The following is a 21,324-nucleotide window of genomic DNA, read 5'->3' on the forward strand; positions in this document are numbered from 1 at the left end:
CCCAATCACGGTGCGCCGGATGCCTCACACGGAAAAACGAGTACGGCGGGCGGCCATGCCCGCCCGCCGTACTCCGCTGGGAGGTGGAGGAGATCTAGACGGTCGTCATCGGATCAGATCCGCTGCCACAGAGCGGGGGTGTTCGGCGGCTCCCACCCGGGCAGCGAGGTGTGACCCTGCAGGCATCGGTAGCCGATGCCGTTGTAGGTCACGGTGTCCCCGACCGCGTACGAGGTCCAGACCGCCCAGGTGCCGCCGCCCTGACCCCCGCCGACGGTGAGGGTGAAGGTCGCCGACCGGTCGGCGGAGGCGCCGTCGGCGTTGACGTTGACGGTGTAGGTCCCGGCGGGCGTGCTCGCCGAGGTGGCGATCGTGACCGCGGAGGACTGGCCGGAGCTGATGTTCGCGGGGCTGAAGGACGCGGTCGCGCCGGAGGGCAGACCGCCGGCGCTCAGCGCGATGGACTGCGCGCCGCCGGAGGTCACCTGGGTGCTGAGCGTCGTGCTCGCCGACTGCCCGGCCTGCACCGAGGCCGAGGACGGGCTCAGCGAGACCGAGTAGTCGTCGGTGGGGGGTTGGACGGTGCCCACGGCGAGTTTCCACAGGGCGTTGGCGATGGCGTCGGCGTTGCGGTCCAGCGCGGTGGTGTTGATGTTGGAGGTGGTGTCGCAGGAGGAGTGGTAGCAGCGGTCGAAGGCCTGTCCGGCGGTGCCGCCCCACTTGGCGGCCTGGGCCGAGGTCTTGGTGGTCTCGGCGCCGGTGAAGATGCCGCCGACCCGGACACCGGCGTTCTTGAAGGGGGTGTGGTCGCTGCGGCCGTCGCCTTCGGTTTCGATCTCGGTGGGGACGTTGAGGGTGGCGTAGTAGTCCTTGAAGATCTTCTCGATGGCGGGGTCGTCGTCGTAGACGAAGTAGCCGGGGTTGGGGGAGGCGGTCATGTCGAAGTTGAGATAGGCCTCCACGCCGGTGGCGCCGCCGTTTTGCACGTGATAGGTGGAGCCGCGCATGCCGAGCTCTTCGGCGCCCCACCAGGCGAAGCGCAGGTGTTTGGTGAGGGTGGGGTTGCGGTTGGCCACGGTGAGGGCGAGTTCGAGCAGGCTGGCCGAGCCGGAGCCGTTGTCGTTGATGCCGGGGCCGGCGGTGACGCTGTCGAGATGGGCGCCCAGCAGCACGGTGGGGCCGCTGGGGCCGGCGGGCCAGTTGGCGATGAGGTTGGCGTGGCTCTGGCCGTTGTAGGTGAAGTTCTGCACGCTGGTGCTGTAGCCGGCGGCGTCGAGTTTGCCCTTGATGTAGTTGAGGGAGGCGGTGTAGCCGGAGGTGGCGGTGGCGCGGTTGCCGCCGTTGCTCGTGGCGATCGACTGCAGCTGGTTCAGGTGCGCGCTGACGTTGGCCACCGGGATGTCGGGCACGGTCGGGTCGGGCGGATTACCGGTGCCGACGGTCAACGCGTAGGCCGCCGTCCTGTCCACGTCGGCGCCGTCGGCGGTGACCGTCACCGAGTAGGTCCCCTGCGGGGTGCTCGCCGAGGTGGCCAGCGTCAGGGTCGACGACTGGCCCGCCGTGATGGTGGCCGGGCTGAAGGAGGCGGTCGCGCCGGAGGGCAGGCCGGCGGCCCGCAGCGTGATGGACTGGGCGCCGCCGCCGGTCACCGTGGTCCGCACGGTCGCGGTGGTGGACTGGCCCGCCTGCACGCTCCCCGAGGCCGGGCTGAGCGAGACCGAGAAGTCGTTGCCGGGCGGGTTGACCGTGCAGGTCGGCTCGCCGCTCTGCGCCGGGACGTTGACGGCGGTCCAGGCGGCCTTGACCGCGTTGACCTCCACGCAGCTGTTCGGGAAGAGCTGCTTGGCCGCGGCCACGGTGGCCGAACGCGCCTTGGCGTGCGTCCACGGGATGGTCTTGGCGTTCAGCCCGGCCATGAAGATCTGGCCGGCCTTCTGGACGCCGATGCCGGTCAGCGAGGACGGGCCCGAGCACACCGGGCTGGAGGGTTTGCCGCCGCCCGGGCTGGTGCCCTCGGCCAGCAGGTAGAACCAGTGGTTTTGCGGGCCGGCCGCCGCGTGCACCTCGGTGTTGGGGATGGAGGAGCTGTAGCAGTTCGGGTCGCCGTTGGTGGAGGGGTTGTACATGTAGCGGATCGGCCCGTTGCCGACCAGGTTGACCTCCTCGCCGACCGAGTAGTCCGGCGGGTCGGCGGCGTTGTTGGCGAAGTGCTCGGTCAGCGCGCCGAAGATGTCGCCGGTCGACTCGTTGAGCCCGCCGGTCTCGTTGCCGGAACCGGAGCCGCCGGAGCCGGAGTACTCGAAGATGGAGTGGCCGTACTCGTGACCGACCACGTCCATCGGGGTGGCCTGCTGGTTGTTGGCCTGGTTGTGGCCGAAGTTGGTGTAGGAACCGTTCCAGTAGGCGTTGACGTCGCTCAGGCCGACCCTGGTGGGGAAGGCGCCGCCGGAGCCGTTGAAGCCGCTGCGCCCCAGCCAGTCGCGCAGCATGTCCCATTCCTTCTGGGCGGCGTACAGCGCGTCGACGCAGGCGGTCTCCAGGTTGGTGCCCGAGCCGTTGCCCCAGGAGTCGCTCGCTTTGGTGTAGGCGGTGCCGCCCTGGCCGCCGCAGCGCAGGCCGGGGCGGGTGGTGTCGGTCATCGAGTACGAGCCGCCGGAGCCGGAGGTCTGGATGGTCACCGGGTTGCCGTTGTAGAAGCTGTTGCCGGTGCCCGCGCGGACCTGGTCGTAGGAGTCCACGACCGACCCGTCGAGGGCGTCCACGAAGACGTGCAGGATGCTCGGGGCCTGCTTGGTGGCGCCGGTGACGACCACCTCCCACGCCAGCCTGGGCCGTTCGCCGGCCGCGTGCACGACCAGCGTGGGCGTGCTGACGCTCTCCACGACCGGCAGCTTGCCGCGGGCGGTGACCGCCGCGGTGGCGGCGCCGATCTTGCTCTTGACGCCCACCCTGATCTCGGCGCGCTGCCCCGAGGCGACGGAACCGACCTCCTGGCCCGTCCTGTCGGTGGTGACGACCACGTCGCCGCCGTAGACGGGCAGCCCACGGTGGGTCCGCGAGTAGGTCAGGTACTGCAGGCCGTGGGTCCCCGCGATGGTCTTCGCCAGCGTGAACTCGTCCTCGGCCGCCTTGAACAGGGCGTCTGCCCTGGCGGTGAGGGCTCCGTCCGCGCTGGAGATCGCGCGCTTGCGGGACTCGGGGTCCGGCGGCGCGAACGCCGGGGGATCTGCGGATATGGTGTGGGCGACGGTGCCCGCGGGGGCGGTGGCGGCGCCGGCGGCGCTCACCACCGAGGTTGTGGTCATGGCGACGGCAGCCAGTACGGCGACGGCGCCCACTCTGACCTTGGGATTCACGCGGGGTGACTCCTCTCGGTGTCCCTTGGGGGGTTAGAGGGATGCAAGGAGCCCTGACGGTTTGGGCTGGACCAAAGCTGACACCGTGAGTACGGGGGCGAGTACCCCACGAAAATCCATAACTTCGCGATATAGGCGGCTAGATAGGCGGTGAGAGCGGCCTGTGGCGCTTCAGCCATGACGCGTAGACGGGTGCGCGCCGTACCTCGGCCCAGTAGGTCTTGGTGACCGCCTGGACCAGGTCGGGCCCGAGCGGGGCGACCGGCCCGTACTCGGTCCACCCGATCATGTGCCGGAACCGCAGCGGGGTCCCGGCGAGCGGCCGGATGACGATGCCGGGATAGCCCTTGCTGGTGGCCTGGAACATGCCCACGCACCGGGCCGAGGAGATGAGGTCGATGGCCAGGCTGAGGTCGGCGGAGTAGGCGACGTTGGGCGTGAAGCCCTGGCGGGCGCAGGCGGCCCAGAAGTGCTCGCGGTGTCCCGCCTCGGCCAGCGCGTGCAGGCTCCAGTCCTCGGAGGCGAGATCCCGTAGTTCGATCTCCTCGCGCTGAGCCAGCGGGTGGGAGGCGGCCAGCCCGACGAAGATGGGCTCGACGGCCACCCCCGCGTAGACCACGCCCGGCGGCGGAGAGAGCTCGTGTCCCGGGTAGTCGCCCAGGGTGGCGAGCTCCAGGCGCTCGGACTCCAGCAACCCGGGCAGCAGGTCCATCGCCTCCTCGGTGCGGACGGTGATGTCGGCCCCGGCTACCAGTTCATTGAGGCATTTAAGGACATTTATCGCTAAATGGCTGGACATAAAGCCCACCCGAATCTTGAGCTTCTCGACCGCCGGTTCGGCGTAGCGCATGCCGTCCCGCCGTAACTCGTCGAACGCCGGTAACAGCGAGCGCGCTCTGATCAGCACCCACGTACCGAGCTGGGTGGGGCGCGTCCCCTCTCGGCCGCGCTCGAACAGTGGCCCGCCGAACATCCGCTCGATGCGCCGCAGCTGCGTGGCGAGCGCGGGCTGCGACATCTTGAGTGCGGTTGCCGCCTTGGAAATGCTGCCGGAATCGGCGATCGCACAGATTGCTCGTAAATGACGCACTTCTAGGTCCACACCGAAAGGTTAATAGTAAAGAATCTTTCCGGTAAGACCCAAGTTTCGGGGAATGCGCATGCGAGGAGGGGGTGGAGGGCCCTCCGCGTCCTTCACGGCATCGTGATGTGCGATCCGGTGACGGCCTCGATACGGTAAGCGACAGCGGGTGGAAGTGGCGGCAGGCGCGGGGTGGCGGGCGGGGAGCCGCTCGCCTCGCATCGGCCTGCGTCGGGGGCCTCTGTGATTTCTCGCGCAGAAAGTGGCAGTTATTCCGCATAACGCTATAGCATTCCATTATTCGGAATACGCGAGGAGAGTTCATGGGTGAGGCCCAGTCGCCGGTGGGGAGCGTCGATCGCGCCCTGCTGATCCTGCAGGAGATCGGAAAGCACAGCAGGGGGGTGACCCTCGACGAGCTGGCCACCCGGCTCGGACTGCCCAAAAGCTCGCTGCACCGCCTCCTCGGCGCGCTGAAGCATCGCGGCTTCGCCGCGCAGCCCGAGTCCAGCGGGCCCTACTTCCTGGGCACCGAGATGCTCGCCACGGCCTTCAGGTTCTACGAGACCATGGACCTGCGCACCATCGTCCACCCGCTCCTGCTGCGGCTGAGTGAGGAGTTCGCCGAGACCGTGCACATCGCCACCCTCGACGGGGGAGAGGTCGTCTACCTGGACAAGGTGGAGGCGGTGCGGTCGATCACGATGACCTCCGTCGTGGGCGGACGCAACGCGGCGCACTGCACGGGGGTGGGCAAGGCGTTGCTGGCCTGGACCTACCCGACCGACGAGGCGGTCAGGGCGTGGGCGGAGCGATACGGTCCCCTCGCGTCCCGGACCCGTGCGACGATCACGAACCAGGCCAAGCTGGCCGCGCACCTGAGCCAGATCCGGGAGCGAGGCTACTCGCTGGACCTGGAGGAGAACGAGCCCGGTGTGCGGTGCGTCGCGGCGCCGATCTTCATGGGCAAGACGGTGCCCGTCGCCGCGGTGAGCGTGACGGCGCTGAAGGACCGCATGCCGCCGGCCAGGATGGAGGAGGTCGGCCGCGCCCTGCGGCGGGCCATCGCCGAGCAGGTCTGACCCTTGACAGCGTGATCTCCGCGGTGATGTTCTGGGGCAGATTTGGAATTACATTCTGCATCACGGAATAAGGAGGGTTTATGAGAGTCCTCGCGGTACGCGGCGCCGACGCTCCGCACGATCCGGTGGTGATCCCGTGACGGGTGTGGTTTCGGAGCCCGAGGTCGTCCCCGTGCCCGCCGCGCGGCTGGGCGAGGGGCCTCGCTGGGACGACCGCACCGAGACGCTCCTGTGGGTCGACATTCCGGCCGGCCGGGTGCACCGCCTCGACCCCGCCGACGGTTCGCACGGCGCGATCGAGGTGGGCCAGCCGGTCGGGGTGGCGGTGCCCAGAGCCTCGGGCGGGCTGGCGCTGGCCGTCCGGGACGGCTTCGCCGTACTCCCGGAGAGCGGGTGGGCGACGGCCACGGACCGGAGGGGTCCGCGCCCGGATGACTCCGGCGCGAAACCGCGGGGCGGCCTGCGCCCGGATGACTCCGGTGTGAGGCCGCAGGACGGCGTGCGCCCGTACGGCCGTCCCGACCTGGAGCTGATCGCGCCGGTGACGGCCGCCGAGCGGCCCGGCAACCGGATGAACGACGGCGCCTGCGACCGCGCGGGCAGGTTCTTCGCGGGTACCAAGGCCGAGGACGACGCCCCCGGAGCGGGCGCGCTCTACCGGCTCGACTCAGACCGTCACTGCGAGCGGGTGCTGGACGGGGTCACGATCTCCAACGGCATCGCCTGGAGTCCGGACGAGCGGCTGCTCTACTACGTGGACACGCCCACGGGGCGGGTGGACGTCTTCGACTACGACCCCGGTGACGGGCGGCTCGGGGAACGCCGGGTCTTCGCCGAGATCCCGCGGGGACTGCCCGACGGGATCACCGTGGACGCCCGAGGTCACGTGTGGGTCGCATTGTGGGGCGGCGGGGCGCTCGTGCGCCTGCGCCCCGACGGGAGGCTCGACCTGACCGTCGAGATCCCCGTCGCCAACGTGACGAGCTGCGCGTTCGGCGGGCCGGACCTCGATGTGCTGTACGTGACCACCGCCTGGGACGGCACGGCCGGCGGCGAGCTGCTGCGCTGCCACACGACCGTCGAGGGGCTGCCGGCCAACCCCTACCGAGAGCAGGCCTGAGGGGTCCCGGAGGCGGGCCGCCGCTCTGCCGGCGGCCCGCCCGATGGCGCGCGTGCCGGGTTCGGCGCGGGCACGTCATCGGGCACGCCGCCGGGCCCGCGCTCCGGCTCAGCCCTTGACCGCGCCGGTCAGCGCCTGGACGAACCGGCGCTGGCCGAACAGGAACACGCCCAGCACGGGAAGCGTGGTGAGCACCGTGCCCGCCATGATCGCCGGCCAGTCGGCGCGGTGCTGGCCCTGGAAGGTCGTCAGACCCACCTGGACCGTGTACTTCGCCTCCGAACTGATCGCCACCAGCGGCCAGAACAGGTCGTTCCAGGCCGCGATGAACGTGATGACGGCCAGGGCGGCGAGGGCGGGCCTGGCCACGGGCAGGACCACCCTGAAGAACACGGCGAAGCGGGAGCACCCGTCGATCCGCGCCGCCTCCTCCAGCTCCTTCGGGAACGACTGGAAGAAAGAGGTCATCAGGTAGATGCCCACCGCCGAGCTGAGCTGCGGCACGATGAGCGCGCCCAGCGTGTCGGTCAGGCCGACCTTGTTGAAGATCAGAAACGTCGGGATCACCGTGAGCTGGAACGGGATCAGCGCGGTGGCGATCACCAGGACCAGCGTGAGCCTGGAGCCGACGAACCTGATCCTGGCGAACGCGTAGCCCGCCATGCTGCACAGCGCCAGCTGGGCCAGCACGATCACGCCTGACACGATCACGCTGTTGAGGAACCAGCGGGGGAAGTCGGAGCCCTGGAGCACCGTACGGTAGCCGCCCAGGTCGACGCCCTCCGGCCAGATCGCCGGCGGGAAGCGGTTGAGCTCTCCCTGGGTCATCACCGAGCTGAGGACCATCCAGACGAACGGCAGCACGGTCACCGCCGACATCGGCGCGAGCACCAGGTGCCACCCGCTGGGCAGACGGCGTCTCATCGCAGGACTCCCTTCCGCCGCGCGATCAGCATCCCCACGACGATCAGCAGCAGGGTGCCGGCGAACAGGACGTACGCCACGGCCGCGCCGTACCCGGCGGTGAAGAAGGTGAAGGCGAGCTGCCAGACGTAGTAGACGATCGTCACCGTCGAGTTCGCCGGTCCACCCTTGGTGGTGGTCATCACCAGGTCGAAGAACTGCAACGCGTCGATCAGCCCCCAGACCGCGAGGAAGATCGTCATCGGCCGCACCGACGGCACGATGATGTGCCGGAACGTGGCCCACCTGCCGGCACCGTCGATGGCGGCGGCCTCCACGACCTCCTTGCTGATCTCCTGGATCGCGGCCAGGTAGATCACCACCGAGAACCCGAAGCGGGTCCAGAAGAAGATGAGGGTGAGCACGAACATGGCCTGCGAGGGGCTGCTCAGCAGCCCCTGCACCGGCAGGCCGAGCTTGACGAGCAGCCCGTTCATCAACCCGAAGTCGCGGTCGAAGATGTAGCCCATGAGCAGCCCGGCCGAGGTGGCCGAGGCGATGTAGGGCACCAGGAAGCAGGCCCGGTAGAACCCGATGCCCCGCACCTTCCTGTTCAGCAGCACCGCCACGAGCAGGCCCGCCGCCAGCGAGGCCGGGATGTAGATCGCCACCAGCAGCCCGGTGTTGGCGAGTGCCTGGTGGAAGACGGGGTCGTGGAGCAGCGCCCGGTAGTTGTCGAGCCCGACGTCGCGTCCGGGGGACATCAGATCGGAGTCGGTGAAGGAGAGCGCGAGCGCCCACGCCATGGGGATCAGCGAGAAGCCGAGGATGACCAGCGTCGCCGGGCCCGCGAAGGACCACCCCGCGACGTCGTCGGCCAGCTTCCTGCGATCGCGGCGCCGCCCGTCGGCGCCGCCGGTCCGGCTCAGGGCCGGTGCGGTGGTGCTCACGAGCCCGGTACGGCGAGCGCCGCGTCGGCCTTGGTGGCCGCCTGGTCCAGCGCCGTCTTGGGGTCGGACCTGCCGAGGAGGGTCTGCGCGATCGCGTCGGCCACGAACGACGACACCCGCGGATATCTGGTCGTCGGGGGTCTGACCCGCTTGGCGTTGGCGAGGTTGTCCGAGACCACGTCGATGCCGGGATACTTCTTCAGGTAGTCCTGGTAGCCGGGCAGCTTGGTGATCGACTCGCGGATCGGCAGCGACCCCGTGTCGCTCATCCACACCAGCTGCTGCTCGGCCGCGGTCAGCCAGCTCAGGAAGGTGGCGGCGGCCTTGACGCGCCGCTCGTCGTGCTTGAACACGACCCAGTTGTCGGGTCCCGAGATCGTCTCGTGGTTGCCCGCCGTACCGGGCAGCTGCGCGACGCCGTAGTCCAGCTTCGCCGCCCGCAGGTCGGACAGCACCCACGGGCCGGACAGGAACAGACCCAGCCGTCCGGACTCGAACAGCTTCTGGCCCTTCTCCGCCGGACTGGAGTCCAGGTAGACCGATTTATCGTCGATCGTCATGGCTCGTAGCAGGTCCAGCGCCTGTTGCCCGGCGGGGGAGTTGAAGACGGCCTTCTTGCCGTCGGGGGAGAGAATGTCGCCGCCCGCCTGCCAGATCATCGGCCACAGGCCCCAGACGGCCTCCTCACCGCCGCTGATCGCCCACGTCGTGCCGAAGACGCCGCCGCTCGGGTCGGTGGCCTTCTTCGCCGTGGTCCGGAAGTCCGCCCAGGTCCAGTCGGGCTTGGGCGGCTCCACCCCGGCCTTGGCCAGCAGCTTCCTGTTGTAGAGGACCACCATGTTGTCGACGACCGCGGGAAAGCCGATGACCTTCCCCTGGACGGTGACCGCCTCGCGTTCGCTGGCCCAGAAATCGGTCCAGCCGACAGCCGGGGCCTTCACGTACTCCGACAGATCGGCCACCTTCGGGTTCCGGGCGATGTTGGGAGCCCAGGAGCCGTAAAGGTAGGCGATGTCGGGATAGGCATCGGAGGTGAGGGCGGCGGTTATCTTCGGAAGCATGCCGTCGGCGGTCGCCCCGCCGGACTCGACGCTTACCCTGACGTCCTGGTGGGTCTGGTTGAACCGGGTGACCAGCTTCTCGAAGGACTTGGCGGAGGTGTCCTCCTGGCCGTGCCAGACGGTGATCTCCACCGGTCCGGCGGACGGCTTCTCCGCGGACGCGCAGCCGGTCACGGCCGGCGCCGCCGCCAGCACCATCACCGCGACCGCGGCCAGGGCGCGCCTCACCGGGTCACCCCGGCGAGCGGGCCGCCACGAGGGGTGGTCGTCGTGTCCGCGGGATCGTGGACGCTCCGGGGCGTGGGGGGAGACGAGGTTTCTCGTTCGGGAGATCCCGGGAGATGGGGGAGGAGGTTCGTGGTGAGCTCGGCGCTGCCCGCGCCGATGGACACGATACGTGCCATGGGACTTTCCTTCCGCAGAGCACGGCGGCCTTGGCCGCTGCGTGCGGCGATAGTAGCGCCTATCCGCTGTGCAGACTAGGTTTCCGTCAGACGGAATATGCTGTAAGAAGCGCCTGTTGATGGGGGCAATAGGGCATACTTGCTGACGTTTCAGGGGCGGTCGCCTTTCTTCGGGCGTCCGCTGGGCATCTGCCGAAGTCGGGGAAAACTTGACGAGCTCACCCGTTCCCCGATTCTCTTGATCGCAGAATGATATTCCGCTATACGGAAAGAAAGAAGGTAAGCGTGCAGGTCAACCCCCTATCCCTGCGCTCGGCCCCGCTGCGCTTCGTGGCGCGGCTGGCCGTGGCCACGACCGTGGTCCTGGCCCCGATCGCGGCCTCCGGCACCGCCGCCTCCGCAGCGACGGCCGGCGCCCCCGCCTCCACTGCCGCCGCTTCCACTGCCGCCGTCTCGTCGGCGACGGCCGGCGCCGCCACGAGCGCCGCCCTCTGGCGCCCGCCGGTGCAGAGCCGCTGGCAGTACCAGCTCGAGGGCAATCCGACCTACGCCTCGACCGGCGGCATCGACGTCGGCATCTGCGTGACCCCGCAGACGGGCGGCGCCTGTGTCCGGCCGACCGTGTTCGACATCGACCTCTACGTGGACGCCGCCGTCGCCGGCAACAACACCACCCCCAACACCGCCGCCGTCAAAGCGATCCACGCGCGAGGCGCCAAGGCGATCTGCTACATCGACGCCGGGTCGATCGAGGATTTCCGCCCCGATTACCAGCAGTTCCTCACCTGGCACAAGAGCCACGGCAACTCCCTGCTGGGCAAGCCGTTCAGCGACGAGTTCCCCAACGAGCGCTGGGCGAACATCAACAACGACAAGGGCCAGCGTGACTTCCTCCTGCAGATGATGAAGGCCAGAGTCGCCAAGTGCGCCGCGGCCGGATTCGACGGCGTGGAGTTCGACGTGGTGCACGCGCACGAGGAAGGAGCCTCCGTCACCGGCTGGAACGTCAGCGCGGCCACCCAGCTCGTCTACAACCGGGCGCTGGCCGACATGGCGCACGCGCAGGGCCTGTCCGTGGCGCTCAAGAACGACCTCAGCCAGATCCCCGACCTCGTGTCGAGCTTCGACTATGCGGTCAACGAGGAGTGCTTCCAGTTCGACGAGTGCGACGAGCTCAAGCGCTTCGTCCAGGCGGGCAAGCCGGTGTTCCAGGTGGAGTACAAGACCTCGCCGTCGAACTTCTGCACCAAGGCGAACGCCGCCACGCTCAACTTCAACGCCATCAAGAAGGCCTCTGACTACTCCCTGAAGAACCAGCCCTACAAGCCCTGTCGCTGACCGGCCAAGGCCGACCGGCCCGCTTCCGGATTCACCGGAAGCGGGCCTTGTCGTCTCAGCCGTTCCTTCGGCTCTGTTCCACGATCAGTTCTTCGTCACGGCGAGGACGGCGGAGTAGACCTCGGGCGAGGTGCCGGTGCCGTTGAAGACCACCTTGTGGGTGGTGCCCGCGCCGGTGAAGGCCGAGGTCGGCACCGACCACTGGTAGAGGCCTCCCGAACTGGAGATCAGCGGGCTCATGCCGGAGACGGTCGTCCACCCCCAGCCCGTGCCGGTGGACCGGTGGAGCGACCCGTTCTGGATCATGTAGTCGGCCCCGACTCCGCCCCCGGGCACGGGCACGGTGTAGCCGGTGGCGGGGTTGTCGTCGGTGTCGATGAAGACCAGGTGCAGGTCGTAGGGCAGGTTGTACTGGAGGGTGTAGGTGGCGGTGGTCGCGTTCAGCGCCGCCACCGGGGTCCCGATGGGCGTCGGGTTGGGCGTGGTGATGCTCACCGCGCCGGACGCCGCCGAGGAGTTGCCGGTGGTGTCGCGCGCCTTCACCGTGAAGGAGTAACCCTGCCCGCCGCTCAGCCCGCCGAAGTGGGCGGTCGTGACGGACTCCGGCAGCGACAGGATGCGGACGCCGCCCTGGAAGATGTCGTAGAAGTCGACGTGGTCACCGGAGTCCGCGTCGGTCGAGGCGGTCCAGGTCAGCCGGACGCTGGTCGGGCCGACCTCGGAGGCGACCGGGGTGCCGGGGACGGTGGGCGCGGTCGCGCTCTTGGCCGCGGTGGTCACCGGGACCGCCGCGCTCGCGGCCGAGGTGTTGCCCGCCTTGTCCCTGGCGCGGATCGAGAAGGTGTAGGCGGTCGAGGGCGACAGCCCCTCCACCTCGAAGATGGTCGCGTTCGGGGTGAAGTTGGCCTCCGTGCCGATCTTCGTGGACCCCTGGTAGACGTCGTAGCCGACCACGCCGGGGTAGGCGGCGGAGGTCCAGCTCAGCCGCAGGCCGGTGGCCTTCACCTGGCTCGCGGTCGGGGTGGCCGGGGCCGCCGGGGTGGCGCCGCCGGTGCCCTTGGCCGCCGCGAACTGCGCGGACATGTAGGAGGTGTCGGGCAGCTTGTCCCACGGGTTGTCCAGCACGTCGTCGGTGATGTAGACGTATCCGGCGTTGTTGGCCTTCGCCTTGGCCATGACCGTGGACAGGGCCGCCTGGTCGGGCACGTTGTAGACCAGGTTCCAGATGCGCTTGGGGTCGTAGGCGGCCTGCCAGGCGGGCGGAGCCAGGTTGGCGGGCGGGTTCAGGTAGGTGGCGTAGTCGCTCTCGAAGGTGACGAGGATGTCGGCGGAGTCCTGGAAGCAGGCGGCGGGTGGGGCGCCCGGGTTGTGGATGGTGATCGCGCCGGGGTGGTACTTCTTCACGTAGGCACTGGCCTCGCGGTAGAGGTCCACCCACGCGTCCCCGCCGCCGGCCGGGCCGCAGGCGTTCTGCGCCTGGTCGAAGAAGATGCCGTCGATGTTGCTGCCGTAGAACTTGTACCAGTTGTCGACGTCGAGCTGGATCTGCGCCCGCCAGTCCTAGGCCTGGGTCGAGCCGAGCCGGGTGGCCTGGGGGGTCTGGGAGGTGCCGAAGTAGCCGGTGTCCACGTAGCCGATGACCTTGACGCCGGCGTTGTGCGCCTTGGCCAGGGCGGTGGCGTAGTCGGGGTTGACCGCGTTGGTGGGACCGTTGAAGACGTTCACCACCGCGACGGACGGTGTGCTGCCCGCGGTGGTCATCTGGTCCCAGTAGGTGGCCGAGGCGCCTCCGGGATAGAAGTACGCCGGGACCGCGACCTCCTGGCCGAGGGTGGCGCCCGCGGCCTGGACCGGGGCGGGGGCGAAGGCGAACAGTGACGCGACGACGGGGGCGAGCGCGGTGACGCCGGCTAACCGGTGCCAGGTTGTGCTGGACATGCTTCTCCTACATCTCTCCTGCGGGAACATCTCTTTTCGCGGAGGCCGCGGGCGGGCCGCCCGGGCGGGGTCACCGGAACCGGGGTCACCGGAACCGGGGTCACCGGAACCGGGGTCACCGGAACCGGGTCACTGGAACAGGGCGTTGACTTCGGTGTTGGCGGCGGTGAGCGCCGTCTTCGCATCCGACCTGCCGAGGTAGACCGAGGAGATCGCGTTGTCCATGATCTCGGTGACCCGGTCGGCGTTGTCGGTGATGGGCAGCAGGAACGTGCCGTCCGGTGCCTTCGCCTCGTCCACGAAGGGCTTGACGTCCCGTCCGGCCGCGGCGTGGGCCGCCAGGGCCTTGTCGGAGGAGGTGCTGATGGCCGGCAGCACCTCGGTGGTGGCGGCGACCAGATCCTGGCACTCGGCGGAGGCGACGAACTTGACCCACCGCCAGGCCTCGTCCTTGTGCTTGGTTCCGGTGTAGATGGCGTCGGAGACGCCGTTGATCGGAGACTTGCGGCCCTGGGGGCCGGCGGGCAGCGGGGCCACGGCCAGCTTCAGCGTCTTGCTGTCCAGGTAGGTCTTGGACATCCAGGACCCCGCCATGGTCATCGCGGCCTTGCCCGCCTGGAGCACCGCGTCGCCGCCGAGCGCCGACTGCTTGTCGTACGGCGGGGCGTACCCCTTCCTGATCAGCCCGGCGAACCAGTCGATGGTCTCGGCCAGCTTGGGATCGTCGTAGAAGTACTTGCCGCCGAAGGGGTTCTTGTCGAGGTATTTGAACCCGTTGCTCACCGCGAGCCCGGCCCACGAGGTCTGGCCGAGCGCCCCGGTGTTGTAATCGGGGGCGATGCCGTACACCTTGACGTGGTCCTTGTCGAACCCCTTGTCGGTGCCCCTGCGGCCCTTGTCGTCCACGGTCAGCGCGGCGATGGTCTTCTCGAACGTGCCGCCGTCCTGCGGGTTCCACGTCCAGTTCGCGAGGTCCGCCGGTTTCACCCCCGCCGAGGACACCAGGTCCTTGTTGTAGAAGACCCCGATGGTGTCCCAGTCGAGCGGCAGGCCGTAGCGCTTGCCGTCGCGCACCCAGATGTCGGCCAGCCCCTTCTGGTACCGGCCGAGGTCGATCTTGTCCCTGTCGACCAGCTCGCCGATGTCGAGCATCTGGTTGTTCTTGGCGAACTGCGGATAATAGGCGACCGAGTCGCGGAAGACGTCGGGGGCGGTGCCGGAGACGACCTGGGTGGTGAGGTTCTGCCAGTACTGCGGCCACGCCACCGAGCTCATCTTGACGGTGATGCCGGGGTTCTTCGCGGTGAACGCGTCGGCGCACTGCCGGTAGGCGGGCACCTGGTTGTCGGCCCACATGACGTAGGTGAGGGTGACGGGGCCGCCGCCCTCCTTCGCGCCGCCGCCGCACGCTGTGGCGAGCAGACCCGCGGCGATCACGACCGGGGCGAGACGAACTGACCTGGACATTGGGGGGTCCTTCCTCGTGACGAGGGTTTTACTTGATGCCCGTGAACTGAAGGGAATTGGCCAGCCGCCTGCCGAAGACCAGCAGGAGCAGCAGCACGGGCACGACGGACAGGGCCGAGCCGGCCATGAGGCCCGTCCAGTCGGGACGGGCGTTCGGGGACTGTTGCAGGAAGACGCCGAGCGCGACGGTGAGCACGCGGGTGCCCTCCTCCTGGCCGACGAGCAGCGGCCAGAGGTAGTCCTTCCACGCCCACACGGCGTTGGTGATGCCGATCGTGATGAGCGGCCCCTTCGACATGGGCAGCGCCACGCGCCAGAAGATGGTCCACAGCCCCGCCCCGTCGATGAAGGCGGCCTCCTCGACCTCGCGTGGCAGCGACAGGAAGAACTGCCGCAGGAAGAAGACGGTGAACGGGGTCATGAGCAGGATCGGCGCGACGAGCCCGGCGAAGGTGTTGAGCAGCCCGAGGCTGCGCACCATGGCGAAGTTCGGCAGCAGCGTGAAGATCGGCGGGATCATCAGCGACGCGACGAACATCGAGAAGACCGCCTCCCTGCCGCGGAACCGGAGCCGGGCCAGCGCGTATCCGGCCAGCGCGCAGGAGATGGTCTGCGCCACCACCACGACCGTCGTGTAGACGATGGAGTTGCGCAGGTAGAGAAGGAAGTCGAGGGAGGCTCCCGAACCTCCGGCGGCCTGGGCCTCGGCGACCGTGGACAGGCCGAGCACCCGCTTGAAGTTGGCCAGCGTCAGGTGCCCGGGGACGAGGGAGAAGTTGTCGGTGAACAGGTGTCCGGCGTCGGTGAAGGCGGTGCGGACCATCCAGTAGAACGGGAACACGGTGACCACGACGGCGATCGCCATCACGGTCCACGCCAAGGTACGGCCGGCGCGCAACGCGACCGCCTCCTAACCGAGGTCCGAGCTGGACGCGCGCATCAGGCGCATCTGCAGGTAGGTGAGGGTGCCCAGGACCAGCACGAGGCTGAGGGCCATGGCGGAGGCGTAGCCCATCCGGAAGTGGGTGAAGGCCTCCTGGTAGATGTAGTAATAGATGACCTTGGTGGCGTTGATCGGGCCACCCTTGGTGGCGACCGCGATGGTGTCGAAGATCTGGAAGCAGCCGATCACCGAGACGACCAGCACCAGCGCGAGGATGGGCCGCAGCAGCGGCAGGGTGACCCGGAAGAAGGTGCGGATCTCTCCCGCGCCGTCGATCGCCGCCGCCTCGTAGACCTGCGTCGGGATCTGCATCATCCCCGCGTACAGCAGCAGGGCCACGTAGCCGACCGACGCCCAGGTGGTGACCGCGGCCACGGTCGGCATCGCCTCGCCGGGGGAGCTGAAGAACCCGTGGGTGGACAGACCCAGCGAGGAGAGCAGCTGGTTGACGAAGCCGAGGTTGGCGTCCAGCAGCCACAGCCACAGCAGCGCCATGGACACGTTGGGCACCAGCCAGGGCAGCAGCAGCATCGCCCGCAGCACCACCGACTTGGTCAGCCGGTGCATCAGCGCGGCCAGCAGCAGCGCCAGGGTGAGCTGGCCGACCAGATTGAGCACGGTGTTGTAACCGGTGAGCAGCAGCGCCCGCCAGAACAGCGGGTCGACGGCCAGCTCGGCATAGTTGTCCATCCCGGTGAACTCCGGGTCCGACAGGAGGTTCCAGTCGGTGAGCGAGATCCACGCGCCGCGCACGCTGGGATAGATGTAGAAGAGCGTGAACCCGGCCAGGGCGGGGAGCAGGAACAGCAGCGCCGCCCCGCCCTGGCCGCCCTCGGCGCTGTGCCGCCGCCTGCCGAGCGCCGGTACGGCCCGCGTCAGCGCCTGGGTGTTCATGCCAGCCTCGGCACGAGCCTGAGCGCGTTGCCGGTGTAGACCTGGCTCAGCACGTCGTCCGGGAGGTCGAGGCCGCTGATGGTCCAGCGGCCCATCAGCGGCGGGTCGTCCAGGGAGTGGGCGAACGCCTCGTCGGCGGTCTCCATGAAACGGAAGTGGATCCGGTAGACCTCCGGGTTCGGCGGGATCTCGTCGGTGCCGAACAGCACCCGGTCCGGGTGGCGCAGGATCAGCTCCCGGGTCGCGCGTGGAGCCCTGCCGAGCTCAGCGATGCGGGCGGCGATGTCGATGTGGAAGTTGGGGTGCTCGTCGAGCATCCGGCCGACCCAGCCGAGGTTCTCCGGCCAGCATCCGGCGTGCACGCCGATCACGGTGGTGGCCGGATGGGCGGCGACCATCGCTTCCAGGGCCTCCATCAACCGCTCGAACGGCGGGAACCGCGGGCCGGAGAAGGCCCAGTCCGGACGGGCCGCGAGCAGTTCGAGGCGCTCGTTTCGCTCGTCGATCGGCTCGAAGAAGGCGACGGGGTCGGCGGTGTGCAGGGCGATCGGAATGCCCAGCTCACCGGCGGCCGCCCACAGCGGGCCCAGCCGTACGTCGTCGAGCATGACCAGCTCGCCGTCGTGGTCGCGCACGTGCAGGCCGACGTCCTTCCAGACCTTCAGCCCGACGGCGCCCTCGGCGACCGACGCGCGCAGCTGCGCGGCCAGCCGCTCGCCGAACCCCGGCTCGGCGGTCTGCGACCAGTCGACGTGGCAGAAGGTGGCGAACCTGCCGGGGTGGGCGGCGTCGTAGCGCTGGATGTTCTCGGCCAGCTCCCGGCCCCAGCGGCCGTCGAGGTTGACCATGCCGCGCAGGTTGAGCTCGTCCATCGTCTCCAGCAGCGCCGGCACGTCCTTGACCATCCAGTCGCCGTCCTCGGTGAGCCAGCGGCCGAGGTGGATGTGGGCGTCCACGACGGGCAGGCGGGCGCGGTCGACGTGGTGGACGGGCACCCGGAGCTGGGAGACCGGGCGGTAGCGGGAGAGCGGGAGATCGGGAGTGCACATGGTCAGCTCCTGATGCCTTCGGGCAGCAGGTCCCCGTGGGCGGTGATCAGCTCGTCGACGAGCTCGCGGATCCGGCGCACCGGCAGGGTGGCCGCGGTGTTCGGGTCGAGCAGGGCCGCCTGGTAGACGTGGTCGCGGCGGCCCTCCAGGGCGGCCTTCACGGTCAGCTCGCTCACGTTGAGCGTGGTTCTGTTGAGGGCCGCGAGCTGGGCGGGCAGCTCGCCGATCGCGGTCGGCCGCACCCCCGACCTGTCCACGTGGCAGGGCACCTCGACACAGGCGTCGGCGGGGAGGTTGGCGATGAGCCCGGCGTTGCGGACGTTGCCGTGGATGAGGCGGGGAGTGCCGGTCTCGATGGAGTGAATGGCCAGTGTGGCCAGCTCGTCGCCGCGTTCGATGGTCACGCCCTTGCCCTCGTCGAGGGAGCGCTTCTGCGACTCGTACTCGGCGAAGCCGTCGGCCAGCCAGTCGAGGTAGACGCCGACCGGGATGCGGTAGCGCTCGACCTCGTCGGCCTTGGAGAGGAACCAGGGCAGGTACTCCGAGCCGTGCTCGCTCGACTCCGTCGGGAAATAACCGAAATTTCGGTATATCTCTATGCGGACCCTGCGCTGCAGATCCGGATCGGCCTCGATGAGCTCGTCCAGCCGCCGGTACAGGTTCTCCCCGTTGCGCTCGAAGCGGAGCACGAACGCCTGGTGGTTGACGCCGGCGGTGAGGAAGGAGACCTCCTCCTCCGGCACGCCGACCATCCTGGCCAGGGTCGCCTGGGTGTCGCGGGCGGCGTGGCAGACGCCCACGACGTTGCGGAAGGGCGTGCCCGCGTAGACCGCCCAGGGGATCATCGACATCGGGTTGGTGTAGTTGAACAGCACCGCGTCGGGGGCGAGCTCCGCCAGGTCGTGTCCCAGGGCGACCATCACGGGGATGGTGCGCAGGGCCCGGAAGATGCCGCCGATGCCCAGGGTGTCGGCGATGGTCTGGCGCACGCCGTACCTGGCGGGAATGTCGAAGTCGCGCTGTACGGCGGCCAGACCGCCGACGGCGATCTCGTTGATCACGTAGTCGGCGCCGTCGAGCGCGGCCCTGCGGTCGGTGTGCGCCTCGATCCTGGCTCCGACGCCCAGCTCGGCGACCATCCAGGTGGCCATCGCCTCGGCCGTGGCCAGCCGCGCGGGATCGATGTCGTGCAGCACGATCGTCGACTCGGCCAGCTCGGGAAAGGTCAGGATGTCGGAGAGCAGGTTCTTGGCGAAGGTGATGCTACCGGCGCCCACCAGGACGATCCGGGCCATGGGGTACCTCGATTCAGGGGGTGAGCAGTGCCTTGACGGGAGTGGTGTGGCCGTTCATCAGCGTGGTGAAGATCTCGGCGCCCTCGGCGAGCGGGAAGGTGTCGACCCAGCTCAGGTCCCAGCCGCCGACCATGTCCACCGCGGCGGCGAAGTCGGCGTCGCGATAGGCGAAGGAGCCGAGCACCCGCTTCTCACCGCGTACGAGGTCGGCGGCGTCGAAGCCGGCGGCACTGTCCGCCAGGCCCAGCCACACCGCGATCCCGCCGGGACGCAGGCGGGCCAGCGACTGCTCGTGGGTGGCGGCCGCCCCCACCGCGTCGAAGACCACGTCGTACTCGCCGGTCAGCTCGGGCACGGCCGCGTCGGCGCCCAGCCGGCTCGCGATCGCACGGCGGTCCTCGGACCGGTCGGCGATCTCGATCCGCCCGGCCCCGCCCGACCGGGCGACCTGCAGGCAGGCCAGGCCGATGGCGCCGGCGCCGATGACGCCCACCTGGGCCCCCGCCGGAGCGCCGGCCAGCGCCCAGGCGTGTACGGCGTTGGCCGCCGGTTCGGCGATGCCCGCAGCCGTCCAGCCGAGGCCCTCGGGCAGGGGGATCAGTGCGTCGGCGGGCACGGCGACCCGCTCGGCGAACGCGCCCGGCGTGTGCACCCCGACGATCCGCCGCTGCCTGCACACGTTGCGCAGTCCCAGCGCGCACAGGTCGCACCGGCCGCAGGAGAGGATCGGGTTCACGATGACCGGGCGGCCGTCCTCGGTGCGGCCCGCGAACTCGTGTCCCATCACCAGCGGCGGCACCCGGAATCCCGGAGTCTTGACGCCGTGCAGCTCGCTGCCGCAGATGCCGGAGGTGACCACGTGCACCAGCACCTCGCCGGGGCCGGGCTCGGGCTCGGGCACGTCGCGCATCTCCACGGCGCCCGGCCCGGTGAACACCAGAGCCCTCACCGGAGCCCGCCTTCGGCCGTATGTGCGTGTCTCACGGATACTCCTGTCTCGGGGGTCGGGCGTGACGCGGGGCCGGCCGGGCGGGGGCGACGCGGCATCGCGGCCCGCACTGTGGCTCGCACTGTGGCCCGCACTGTGGCTCGCACTGGGGCTCGCACTGGGGCCTGCGCTGTGGCGTGTGCTGGGGCCCGCACCGTGGCGTGTGCTGTGGCCGGCATTCCGGCCTGTGCCGCGGCCGGCACGGGGCCCGTCACCGGCCCGTGACCGGGTTGCGCAGGGTGCCGATGCCTTCGACGCTCACCTCGACGACGTCTCCCGGCTGGAGCGAGCGCCGCGGGTCCATGAACTCGCCGCAGCCCCAGGGGGTGCCGGTCAGCACCACGTCACCGGGTTCGAGGGTGAAGGCGCGCGAGCAGTAGGACAGCAGTTCGGCGATGCCGAAGAGCATCTCCGCGGTGCTGGAGTCCTGCACGGTCTCGCCGTTGACGACCGTGCGCAGCCGCAGTGACTGCGGGTCGCCGAGCTCGTCGGGTGTCACGACGACGGGGCCGAGCGGGCAGAAGGTGTCCAGGTTCTTGCCGCGCGTCCACTGGCCGTCGGCGAACTGCAGGTCGCGGGCGGACACGTCGTTGGCCACGGTGTATCCCGCCACTCCCGCCAGGGTCTCGGCCGGGCTCACGTGCCGTAGCGGCGAGCCGATGACGGCGGCCAGCTCGACCTCCCAGTCGACCCGCTCGGTCAGCTCGCCGTCGATGACGATCGGCTCGTCGGGGCCGATCACGACGGAGGGGAACTTGGCGAACATCAGCGGGCGCTCCGGCTTGTCCATCCCGGCCTCGCGGATGTGGTCCAGGTAGTTCAGCCCGATCGCCACGATCTTGCCGGGCCGCAGCGGTGCGACGGGGACCGCGCCCGCGAGCCGCTCGGTCGCCGAGGCGCCCAGCCGCAGCGTCTCCTCGGCTCCCGCGGCCAGCACCGCCCCCAGGGGAGTGCCGGCGGGCACCTCCAGCGCGTACCAGGATCCCTCGCGCTCCACCGCGGCGAGCCGGGCCTCGCCGACGCGCACCGTGCCGAGCCTCATTCGTTCTCCTTATTCCGCATTGCAGAATGCAATTCTGAACTGGCGACAGAACACCATCCTTGGTGAGGGGCTGTCAAGAGTTCTCAGCAACACCCCAGATGGGAGGGACGACCCTGGGTCGCGAGTCAGGAAGTCGAGACGCGGCTCCGGAGACGGAAGGGATGTGCGGCGGTTCCGGCCGATCTGGCCGGTGGATCCGCGCTTCCGTAAGGCCCCGTACCGAATCCTCCTCTCCGGCCGGCGGAAGGCGCCTCTTCGGTGCCCCCGTGAACGTCGCGGCCGGCGAGCCGGACGTCAGCGGGATCCGAGGGTGTCGCGCGGCGCCCGCCGCGTCCACTTCCCCCCGTTTCCTGGAGGTATCCAGCGGATCGTGCCGGCCGCGTGACCGGCTTCGCGGAAGGCCGCACCGTCCC

The 21,324-nt window shown here is 69.6% G+C and carries 17 protein-coding genes and 1 pseudogene; 3 read left to right on the plus strand and 15 right to left on the minus strand.

The window, feature by feature from the left end; translation table 11 throughout:
* Positions 1–113: 113 nt before the first annotated feature.
* Both ACQPYK_RS19405 and ACQPYK_RS19410 read right to left on the minus strand, forming a co-directional pair.
* Positions 114–3,356 (minus strand): M28 family peptidase, encoded by a 3,243-nt coding sequence (locus ACQPYK_RS19405; protein WP_433257086.1) that lies wholly within the window; start codon positions 3,354–3,356, stop codon positions 114–116.
* 139 nt (positions 3,357–3,495) lie between these two features.
* A complete protein-coding gene (locus tag ACQPYK_RS19410; RefSeq protein WP_433257088.1) occupies positions 3,496–4,458 on the minus strand; it encodes a LysR family transcriptional regulator in 963 nt (320 codons plus the stop codon).
* 302 nt (positions 4,459–4,760) lie between these two features.
* Here ACQPYK_RS19410 and ACQPYK_RS19415 point away from each other — a divergent pair, with 302 nt between their 5' ends.
* Positions 4,761–5,519, plus strand: a complete 759-nt coding sequence (locus ACQPYK_RS19415) for an IclR family transcriptional regulator (protein ID WP_433257090.1) — start codon at positions 4,761–4,763, stop codon at positions 5,517–5,519.
* A 136-nt stretch (positions 5,520–5,655) separates the two neighbouring features.
* Positions 5,656–6,639 (plus strand): SMP-30/gluconolactonase/LRE family protein, encoded by a 984-nt coding sequence (locus tag ACQPYK_RS19420; RefSeq protein ID WP_433257091.1) that lies wholly within the window; start codon positions 5,656–5,658, stop codon positions 6,637–6,639.
* Positions 6,640–6,747: 108 nt separating this feature from the next.
* Here ACQPYK_RS19420 and ACQPYK_RS19425 read toward each other — a convergent pair whose 3' ends face one another.
* Genes ACQPYK_RS19425 through ACQPYK_RS19440 form a run of 4 tightly spaced genes read right to left on the minus strand, consistent with a single transcriptional unit; the run spans position 6,748 to position 9,957 of the window.
* The gene (locus ACQPYK_RS19425; protein ID WP_433257093.1) at positions 6,748–7,563 is read right to left on the minus strand and encodes a carbohydrate ABC transporter permease; all 816 of its coding nucleotides are present in this window, start codon (positions 7,561–7,563) and stop codon (positions 6,748–6,750) included.
* On the minus strand, positions 7,560–8,492 hold the full coding sequence (locus ACQPYK_RS19430) for a carbohydrate ABC transporter permease (protein ID WP_433257095.1): 933 nt from the start codon (positions 8,490–8,492) through the stop codon (positions 7,560–7,562). Before ACQPYK_RS19430 ends, ACQPYK_RS19425 begins: the two co-directional genes overlap by 4 nt.
* On the minus strand, positions 8,489–9,781 hold the full coding sequence (locus ACQPYK_RS19435; RefSeq protein ID WP_433257097.1) for an ABC transporter substrate-binding protein: 1,293 nt from the start codon (positions 9,779–9,781) through the stop codon (positions 8,489–8,491). Before ACQPYK_RS19435 ends, ACQPYK_RS19430 begins: the two co-directional genes overlap by 4 nt.
* The gene (locus ACQPYK_RS19440; protein WP_433257099.1) at positions 9,778–9,957 is read right to left on the minus strand and encodes a hypothetical protein; all 180 of its coding nucleotides are present in this window, start codon (positions 9,955–9,957) and stop codon (positions 9,778–9,780) included. Before ACQPYK_RS19440 ends, ACQPYK_RS19435 begins: the two co-directional genes overlap by 4 nt.
* 285 nt (positions 9,958–10,242) lie before the next feature.
* Here ACQPYK_RS19440 and ACQPYK_RS19445 point away from each other — a divergent pair, with 285 nt between their 5' ends.
* A complete protein-coding gene (locus ACQPYK_RS19445) occupies positions 10,243–11,295 on the plus strand; it encodes an endo alpha-1,4 polygalactosaminidase (protein ID WP_433257101.1) in 1,053 nt (350 codons plus the stop codon).
* An 84-nt stretch (positions 11,296–11,379) separates the two neighbouring features.
* Here the strand turns inward: ACQPYK_RS19445 and ACQPYK_RS19450 are convergent, their stop codons facing one another.
* From ACQPYK_RS19450 to ACQPYK_RS19490, 9 genes and pseudogenes are all read right to left on the minus strand, one after another.
* Positions 11,380–12,378: a fibronectin type III domain-containing protein gene (locus ACQPYK_RS19450; protein ID WP_433258845.1), complete on the minus strand. Its 999-nt coding sequence runs from the start codon at positions 12,376–12,378 to the stop codon at positions 11,380–11,382.
* A gap of 21 nt (positions 12,379–12,399) precedes the next feature.
* Positions 12,400–13,263, minus strand: a pseudogene (locus ACQPYK_RS19455) (spherulation-specific family 4 protein); the annotation flags it as partial.
* Positions 13,264–13,362: 99 nt separating this feature from the next.
* Positions 13,363–14,700, minus strand: a complete 1,338-nt coding sequence (locus ACQPYK_RS19460; RefSeq protein WP_433257102.1) for an ABC transporter substrate-binding protein — start codon at positions 14,698–14,700, stop codon at positions 13,363–13,365.
* 28 nt (positions 14,701–14,728) lie between these two features.
* A complete protein-coding gene (locus ACQPYK_RS19465; RefSeq protein ID WP_433257104.1) occupies positions 14,729–15,598 on the minus strand; it encodes a carbohydrate ABC transporter permease in 870 nt (289 codons plus the stop codon).
* A gap of 12 nt (positions 15,599–15,610) precedes the next feature.
* Positions 15,611–16,537, minus strand: a complete 927-nt coding sequence (locus ACQPYK_RS19470) for a carbohydrate ABC transporter permease (RefSeq protein WP_433257106.1) — start codon at positions 16,535–16,537, stop codon at positions 15,611–15,613.
* Positions 16,534–17,586: an amidohydrolase family protein gene (locus ACQPYK_RS19475; protein WP_433257108.1), complete on the minus strand. Its 1,053-nt coding sequence runs from the start codon at positions 17,584–17,586 to the stop codon at positions 16,534–16,536. The genes ACQPYK_RS19470 and ACQPYK_RS19475 overlap by 4 nt, the downstream gene beginning before the upstream one ends.
* A 2-nt stretch (positions 17,587–17,588) precedes the next feature.
* The gene (locus ACQPYK_RS19480) at positions 17,589–18,881 is read right to left on the minus strand and encodes an alpha-glucosidase/alpha-galactosidase (RefSeq protein WP_433257109.1); all 1,293 of its coding nucleotides are present in this window, start codon (positions 18,879–18,881) and stop codon (positions 17,589–17,591) included.
* A 13-nt stretch (positions 18,882–18,894) separates the two neighbouring features.
* Positions 18,895–19,830, minus strand: coding sequence for a zinc-dependent alcohol dehydrogenase (locus tag ACQPYK_RS19485; protein WP_433257110.1), 936 nt, complete (start codon positions 19,828–19,830; stop codon positions 18,895–18,897).
* Between the two features lie 250 nt (positions 19,831–20,080).
* Positions 20,081–20,911, minus strand: coding sequence for a fumarylacetoacetate hydrolase family protein (locus ACQPYK_RS19490; protein ID WP_433257112.1), 831 nt, complete (start codon positions 20,909–20,911; stop codon positions 20,081–20,083).
* Positions 20,912–21,324: the final 413 nt, after the last annotated feature.

Source organism: Streptosporangium sp. CA-135522 (genome assembly GCF_050949235.1).
Lineage (GTDB): Bacteria > Actinomycetota > Actinomycetes > Streptosporangiales > Streptosporangiaceae > Streptosporangium.